This window comes from Streptomyces sp. KLMMK, from assembly GCF_036961605.1.
Taxonomy (GTDB): Bacteria; Actinomycetota; Actinomycetes; order Streptomycetales; family Streptomycetaceae; genus Streptomyces; species Streptomyces telluris.
In genome coordinates this window covers 1-7,074 of sequence record NZ_JBAMDC010000338.1, presented here as the reverse complement: position 1 = coordinate 7,074, position 7,074 = coordinate 1, and the positions used below count along the sequence as shown (strand labels likewise).

Below are 7,074 nucleotides of genomic sequence, written 5' to 3'. Positions count from 1 at the left end.
TGCGGACGGGCGGGTCGGCGACGTCGAGCGGGGCCACGACGGCCCCGGCCCGCAGCGCGGCGTAGATGCCGAGGACCGCCTCGGTGCCCTTGGGGGCCAGGACGCCCACCCGGTCCCCGGTCTCCAGGCCGGCCGCGCGGAGCTGCCGGGCCAGCCCGTCGACGGCGCCGTCGAGTTCGGCGTAGGTCCAGGTGCGGCCCCGGGCGGTGAGGGCGGGGCGGGAGGGGTGGCGGCGCGCGGACGCGGCGAGCAGGCCGTCCAGGCGGACGTCGTCGGGGTCGCTCATGGTCGGATCTCCTGGCGCGAGGGCTGCCCGGCGGGGGCGGAGGCGGTGGAGAGGAAGGTCCGGACGGCGTCGACGACGTCGTCGGGCCGTTCGAGGTGCGGGGCGTGGCCGCAGCCGGCCAGCTCCAGGCGCTGCACGGGCCCGCCGAGGGCGCGCTCGGCGGCGTCGAGGTGGGCGAAGGTGCCGTACGGGTCGCTGTCGCCCTGGACGAGGAGGACGGGGGCGGTGGCGCCGGCCAGATCGCCTTCGATGTCCCAGTCGCGGAAGGCCTCGGAGAGCCACAGCCCGCTCCAGCGCCGGAACACCGTGAGCGGGTCCTGGTGGTAGAAGGCCAGCTCCTTGGCGAGCGGCCCGGACGCGTGGGCCTCGCGGGCCGCGGCGACGCCGCAAAGCGTCCGCGGCTCGGCGAACAGGTGCGGGGCGACGGCGACGACGGCCTCGACGGGGTGCCCGGCCGCGTGCAGCAGCGCGATCGAGGCGCCTTCGCTGTGGCCGACGAGCACGGGACGGCGGACGCCGAGCCGGTCGAGCAGCTCGGGGAGGACCTCGTGGGCCTCCTCGTGAAGGGAGCGCGGGGTGCGCTCCTGCGGTGCCGGGCCCGAACCGCCGTGCCCGTGGCGGGAGAAGACCAGGGCCCGGCGGCCGGTGGCCGCGGCCAGGCGGGCCGGGAAGCGCCGCCACATGGCGATGCAGCCCAGGCCCTCGTGGAGGAGGACGAGCGGGGCGGCTTCGGGCTTTCCTTCGAGGACGGTGTATTCGACAGGCCCTCGGGATATCTCGATGGTGGGCATGAAGTGTCCTTGGTGTGAGGGCCGGTTGTCCGAAAGGAAGCGCCGGCCGTCGCCGGGAACCGATAATTGCGAAGGTCAATGGCGACGTCAACTGCTTTATATTTTCATGGAGTTGAAGCAACCGTCCTGACGGGCGTGGTAAAATGCGGCAAAACTTGGAATATGCAATTCCCCCGCATGGATATGGAGGTTTGCCTCCATGGTCCGCCGGTGTCCTCCGCCACCGCCGGGCGGGGCCGGGAGGGGGTCGCCGCCGCCTTTTCCGCGGCCCGCCGAACGCCTGATCGAGCACGGTGCCGGCGCGGCCTCCGTCCCCGCCTCCGTCCGCCGGACGGCCGAGTACCGCCGCAAGCCCGTTGCGGCGACTGTGCCAGGACCCGTGCGGCCGCCTGTCACCTGCGGTAGGACTGAGGCATGGTGAAGATCCTGATCTCCGCGGACATGGAGGGCGCCACCGGTGTCACCTGGCCGGCCGACGTGCTGCCCGGCGCCTCGCAGTGGGAACGGTGCCGCCATCTGTTCACCTCGGACGTGAATGCGGCCGTCGCGGGCTTCTTCGACGGCGGTGCGGACGAGGTCGTCATCAACGAAGCGCACTGGGGGATGCGCAATCTGCTGCTGGAGAAGCTGGACGACCGGGCGCAGATGCTCACCGGCAGGCACAAGAGCCTGAGCATGGTCGAGGGCGTGCAGCACGGCGATGTCGACGGCATCGCCTTCGTGGGCTATCACACGGGGGCCGGCACCCCCGGCGTCCTCGCCCACACCTACCTCGCCAACACCATCACCGGCGTCTGGGTGGACGGCGCGCGGGCGAGCGAGGGGTTGCTCAACTCCCTCGTCGTGGCGGAATACGGTGTTCCCGTGGTGTTGGTGACGGGCGACGACCTGACCTGTGCGGACGCCAAGGGATATGCCCCGCTGGCCCGTTCGGTGGCCGTCAAGGACTGCGTCTCCCGCTATGCGGCCGTCTGCCGCACCCCCGCGCGCACGGCCGCGGACATCCGCGCCGCGGCCCGGGAGGCGGCGGCCCTCGCCGTGCGGTACGAGCCCGTCACCGGCGGCGGTCCGTTCACCGTCGACATCGAGTTCGACGCCGACCACCTGGCCGGGGCGGCGACGGTGATCCCGGGCGTCGTGCCCAGCGGCGAGCGCCGGGTCTCGTACACCACGGCGACCATGTACGACGGCATCCGCTGCTTCAAGGCGGTCACGACCGTCGTGTCGGCCGCGGTGGAGGAGCAGTATGGCTGAGATCACGACGCAAGAGACGGAAGGGACGGCGGGGGCGGAGGGGGCGGCGGTCCGGGTGGACGCGCGCGCCCTCGACGAGGCGGTGCGCTTCACCTCCGACCTGATCCGCATCGACACGACCAACCGCGGCGCGGGCGACTGCCGGGAGCGGCCCGCCGCCGAGTACGTGGCCGCGGCCCTGGGCGAGGCCGGCATCGAGCCGGTGCTGCTGGAGAAGGAGCCCGGCCGGACGAACGTGGTCGCCCGCGTCCCGGGCACCGATCCGGGCGCCCCCGCGCTGCTCGTCCACGGCCACCTCGACGTGGTCCCCGCCGACCCCGCCGAGTGGAGCGTCCACCCCTTCTCCGGCGAGGTCCGCGACGGCGTGGTGTGGGGCCGCGGCGCCGTCGACATGAAGAACACGGACGCCATGGTCCTGTCGGTCGTACGGGCCTGGGCGCGCACCGGCGCCCGGCCCCCGTGCGACGTCGTCCTCGCCTTCACCGCCGACGAGGAGGACCGCGCCTGGACGGGCGCCGCCTTCCTGGCCGAGGAGCACCCGGGCCTGTTCGAGGGCTGCCGGTACGCGATCGGCGAGTCGGGCGCCTACACCTTCCACGCGGATGGCGGGCTGCGGCTGTACCCGGTGGCGGCGGGGGAGCGGGGCACGGCCTGGCTCAAGCTCACGGCGCGCGGCAGGGCGGGCCACGGCTCGAAACCCAATCAGGCCAACGCCGTCACCCGGCTGGCCGAGGCGCTGGCCCGGATCGGCAGACACCGCTGGCCGGTGCGGCTGTCCCCGGTCGTGCGCGCCGCGCTCGTGGAGATCGCCGCCCTGCACGGCATCGAGGCCGACCCCGGCGCGCCGGGCTTCGACGCCGACGCGCTGCTGGAGGAGCTGGGCTCCGCGGCCCGGCTCCTGGCCCCGACGGTCCGCAACAGCTCCAACCCGACGATGCTGGACGCGGGGTACAAGGTCAACGTGATCCCGGGGGCCGCCGTCGGGCACGTGGACGGGCGCGTCGTGCCGGGCGGCGAGGAGGAGTTCCGCACCACGCTGGACCGGCTCACCGGGCCGCACGTGGAGTGGGAGTACTACCAGAAGGGCACGGCGCTGCAGGCCCCGCTCGCCATGCCGCTGTTCGCCCTGATGCGGGAGGCGGTCGAGCGCTTCGACCCCGGCGGGCACGCGGTGCCGTTCTGCATGTCGGGCGGGACCGACGCCGGCCAGTTCTCGCGGCTGGGCATCGACTGCTACGGGTTCGCCCCGCTGAAGCTGCCCCCGGGCTTCGACTACCAGGCGCTGTTCCACGGCGTCGACGAGCGGGTGCCCTGCGACGCGCTGCACTTCGGCGTGCGGGTGCTCGACCACTTCTTGATGAACGCAGCTGGATGAACGGGGCTTGATCACCACGGCCTGCTGAACGCAGCTTGCTGCACACGGCTTGACGAACACAGTGTGATGACCACGGCCCCACGGGCCGTTTCGAGGAGGCGTAACAGATCATGGTGTCCACGGCGTCCTACGGAGCCTGGCAGTCCCCGGTCGGTGCGGAGCTCGCCGCGTCGGCCGGCGGTGGACCCGACTTCGTGGGCACGGTCGGCGACGAGCTGTGGTGGGCCGCACCACGCCCGGCGGAGGAGGGCCGCTTCACCCTCGTGCGGCGGCGGGCCGGCGGGGCCGAGGAGACGGTGCTGCCCGCCCCCTGGAACGTGCGCAACCGGGTGCTGGAGTACGGCGGCCTGCCGTGGGCGGCGGTGGCCCGTGCCTCCGGCGGCCCTCTGGTGGTCTTCACCCACTTCGCCGACCAGCGGCTCTACGCCTTCGAGCCCGACGTCCCGGGTGCCGCCCCGCGGCCCCTGACCCCGCTGTCGTCGGTGGGCGGCGGGCTGCGCTGGGCCGATCCGGTGCTGCTGCCCGGCCGCGGCGAGGTGTGGTGCGTGCTGGAGGAGTTCACCGGCGAGGGGCCGTACGACGTGCGCCGGCTGCTCGCCGCCGTCCCGCTGGACGGCTCCGGGGCACGGGACCGCGGGGCCGTCCGGGAGCTGACCGACGGCGGGAACCGCTTCGTCACCGGGCCGCGGCTCTCCCCGGACGGCCGGCAGGCGGCCTGGATCGCCTGGGACCACCCCCGGATGCCCTGGGAGGGCACCGAACTGAAGACCGCTCAGGTCTCCGCGGACGGCCGGCTGCCGGACGCCCGCACGGTCATGGGCGGTCCCGCGGAGTCCGTGGCCCAGGTGGAGTGGGCCGAGGACGGCTCGCTGGTCGCGGCGAGCGACCGCACCGGCTGGTGGAACCTCTACCGCGTCGACCCGGCGACGGGGGAGAGTGCGGCGCTGTGCCGCCGCGAGGAGGAGTTCGCGGGGCCGCTGTGGCGCGTGGGGATGCGCTGGTTCGCGCCGCTGCCGGGAGGGCTCGTCGCCGCGCTCCACGGCCGCGGCGCCGCCGTCCTCGGCGTCCTCGACCCCCGCAGCGGGGAGATCGCGGACGTCGCCGGGCCGTGGACCGAATGGGCGCCGACCCTGGCGGTGCACGGCACCCGCGCCGTGGGGGTCGCCGCGAGCCCGCACAGCGCGTACGAGGTCGTCGAGCTCGACGTCTGCACGGGCCGGGCCCGGCCCGTCGGCGCCCGGCACGCCGACCGCGTGGACCCCGCCTACTATCCCGAGCCGCTGACGCGCACCTTCGCCGGGCCGGACGGGCGCGAGGTGCACGCCCACCTCCACCCGCCGCGCAACCCCGGCCACATCGCCCCGGACGGGGAGCTGCCGCCGTACGTGGTGTGGGCGCACGGCGGCCCCACCGCCCGCTCGCCCCTCGTCCTCGACCTGGCCACTGCCTTCTTCACCTCCCGCGGCATCGGCGTCGCCGAGGTGAACTACGGCGGCTCGACCGGCTACGGGCGCGCGTATCGCGAGCGGTTGCGCGGGCAGTGGGGCGTGGTGGACGTCGAGGACTGCGCGGCGGTGGCCGGGGCGCTGGCCCGTGAGGGCATCGCCGACCCCGCCCGGATCGCGGTCCGCGGGGGCAGTGCGGGCGGCTGGACGGCGGCGGCCTCGCTCGCCGCCACCTCGCTCTACGCCTGCGGCACCATCCTCTACCCGGTGCTGGACCCGGAGGCCTGGACGGCGGAGGGCGGCACGCACGACTTCGAGTCGCATTACCTGGAGTCGCTGATCGGCCCCCGCGAGGAGGTGCCCGAGCGCTACCGGGAGCGCTCGCCGCTGCACCGGGCGGGCCGGATCTCCGCGCCCTTCCTGCTGCTGCAGGGGCTGGCCGACCCCGTCTGCCCGCCCGCGCAGAGCGAGCGGCTGCTGGCGGCGATGGCCGGCCGCGGGGTGCCGCACACCTACATCGCCTTCGAGGGCGAGGGCCACGGCTTCCGCCGGGCCGCCACGGTCGTGCGCGCGCTGGAGGCGGAACTGTCCCTGTACGCACAGACCTTCGGGGTCGCCGCGCCGGGCATGGCGGCCCTGGAGCTCGTGACCTGACGGGCCGGAACCCGCGCCCCGCAGGGGGGTGGCCGCCGGGCAGCCGGGGGTCACCCCCCTATAGGCAAGAGCGTGAGGTTAGCCTAACCTAAGCCTTGCTCGTGCGCCCCCCGCGTGCGGATGGAGCAAGGCGCCCCCTCCGCGCGGCCGTTCGATCCGGCCGGGCGGGTCATGTAAGGTAAGGCTTACCTTAGTTCGAATTGGGAATCGGGGGAACCGCAAGTGCAGCAGTCAGAACTCTCCGGCCGCATCGCGCTGGTCACCGGCGCCGGCCAGGGCATAGGCGAGGCCGTGACCCGCGCCCTCGTCGCCCGGGGAGCGCGCGTCGCGGCCCTCGACTGGACCCCGGACGGCATCAAGGACCTGGAGGCCGAATTCGGCCGCGACAAGGTCACCGCCCACACCGCCGACGTCGCCGACAGCGCCGCCGTCGAGGCCGTCGTCGAAGAGATCGAGGACACCCTCGGCCCCCTCGCGATCCTCGTCAACGTCGCCGGGGTGCTGCGCACCTCGCCCGTCGTCGACATCACCGACGACACCTGGCACCGCACCTTCGCCGTGAACTCCACCGGCGTCTTCAACACCTCGCGCGCCGCGGCCCGCCGCATGACGGAGCGCCGCTCCGGCTGCATCGTCACCGTCGGCTCCAACGCCGCCGGCGTGCCGCGCACCAGCATGGCCGCGTACGCCGCCTCCAAGGCCGCCGCCACCATGTTCACCAAGTGCCTCGGCCTCGAGCTCGCCCGCAGCGGCATCCGCTGCAACGTCGTCTCGCCCGGCTCCACCGACACCGCCATGCAGCGCGGGCTGTGGGCCGACGAGCAGGCGCCCCAGCGCGTCATCGACGGCGACCCCGAGTCGTACCGCGTCGGCATCCCCCTCGGCCGGATCGCCGAACCCGCCGACATCGCCGACGCCGTCGCCTTCCTCGTCTCCGACCGCGCGCGGCACATCACGATGCACGACCTGTACGTCGACGGCGGAGCGACGCTGCGCGCCTGACGGCGCATCGGGCGCGGGGAGCGGACCGCCGTCCGCGCTCGCGACCACTGCCGGGCGCACCGCCGCCCGCACACCGCCGCCCACGACCGGGCTCCCGGCCCGGTCCCCACGGTCGGCCCGCCCGGGCCACCCCACCGGGCACCGGCCACGTGCCGCCGCCCGGCCCACCCGGTCCGGCCGGCAGCAGGACCCCACAGCACACCCGGTGAGACCCACCGGAAGGAAAAGGAGCAACAGGTGACCACGGCTCACCACGTCGCCGACCGG

The 7,074-nt window shown here is 74.5% G+C and carries 6 protein-coding genes; 4 read left to right on the top strand and 2 right to left on the bottom strand.

Annotation, left to right across the window (positions count from 1 at the left end; genetic code table 11):
• Both V7793_RS30215 and V7793_RS30210 read right to left on the bottom strand, forming a co-directional pair.
• Positions 1–286: AMP-binding protein (locus tag V7793_RS30215; RefSeq protein ID WP_336012438.1), on the bottom strand; the 286-nt coding region annotated here is incomplete at its 3' end.
• Complete coding sequence (locus V7793_RS30210; RefSeq protein WP_336012434.1) at positions 283–1,077, bottom strand: alpha/beta fold hydrolase; 795 nt, start codon at positions 1,075–1,077, stop codon at positions 283–285. The genes V7793_RS30215 and V7793_RS30210, both read right to left, overlap by 4 nt.
• Before the next feature lie 417 nt (positions 1,078–1,494).
• On the opposite strand from V7793_RS30210, the gene V7793_RS30205 reads away from it, so the two are divergent.
• From V7793_RS30205 to V7793_RS30190, 4 genes are all read left to right on the top strand, one after another.
• A complete protein-coding gene (locus tag V7793_RS30205; protein ID WP_336012441.1) occupies positions 1,495–2,331 on the top strand; it encodes a M55 family metallopeptidase in 837 nt (278 codons plus the stop codon).
• Positions 2,324–3,706 (top strand): M20/M25/M40 family metallo-hydrolase, encoded by a 1,383-nt coding sequence (locus V7793_RS30200; RefSeq protein ID WP_336012432.1) that lies wholly within the window; start codon positions 2,324–2,326, stop codon positions 3,704–3,706. Before V7793_RS30205 ends, V7793_RS30200 begins: the two co-directional genes overlap by 8 nt.
• A 110-nt stretch (positions 3,707–3,816) precedes the next feature.
• The gene (locus tag V7793_RS30195; protein ID WP_336012429.1) at positions 3,817–5,805 is read left to right on the top strand and encodes a S9 family peptidase; all 1,989 of its coding nucleotides are present in this window, start codon (positions 3,817–3,819) and stop codon (positions 5,803–5,805) included.
• A 222-nt stretch (positions 5,806–6,027) separates the two neighbouring features.
• Entirely contained in the window at positions 6,028–6,807 is a 780-nt protein-coding gene (locus V7793_RS30190; protein ID WP_336012427.1) for a 2,3-dihydro-2,3-dihydroxybenzoate dehydrogenase, read from the top strand.
• Positions 6,808–7,074 lie beyond the last annotated feature (267 nt).

Bases quoted from the DNA above. Each gene is read 5' to 3' on its own strand.
- V7793_RS30210 (WP_336012434.1), bottom strand. From the start codon at position 1,077: ATGCCCACCATCGAGATATCCCGAGGGCCTGTCGAATACACCGTCCTC.
- V7793_RS30200 (WP_336012432.1), top strand. From the start codon at position 2,324: ATGGCTGAGATCACGACGCAAGAGACGGAAGGGACGGCGGGGGCGGAG.
- V7793_RS30195 (WP_336012429.1), top strand. From the start codon at position 3,817: ATGGTGTCCACGGCGTCCTACGGAGCCTGGCAGTCCCCGGTCGGTGCG.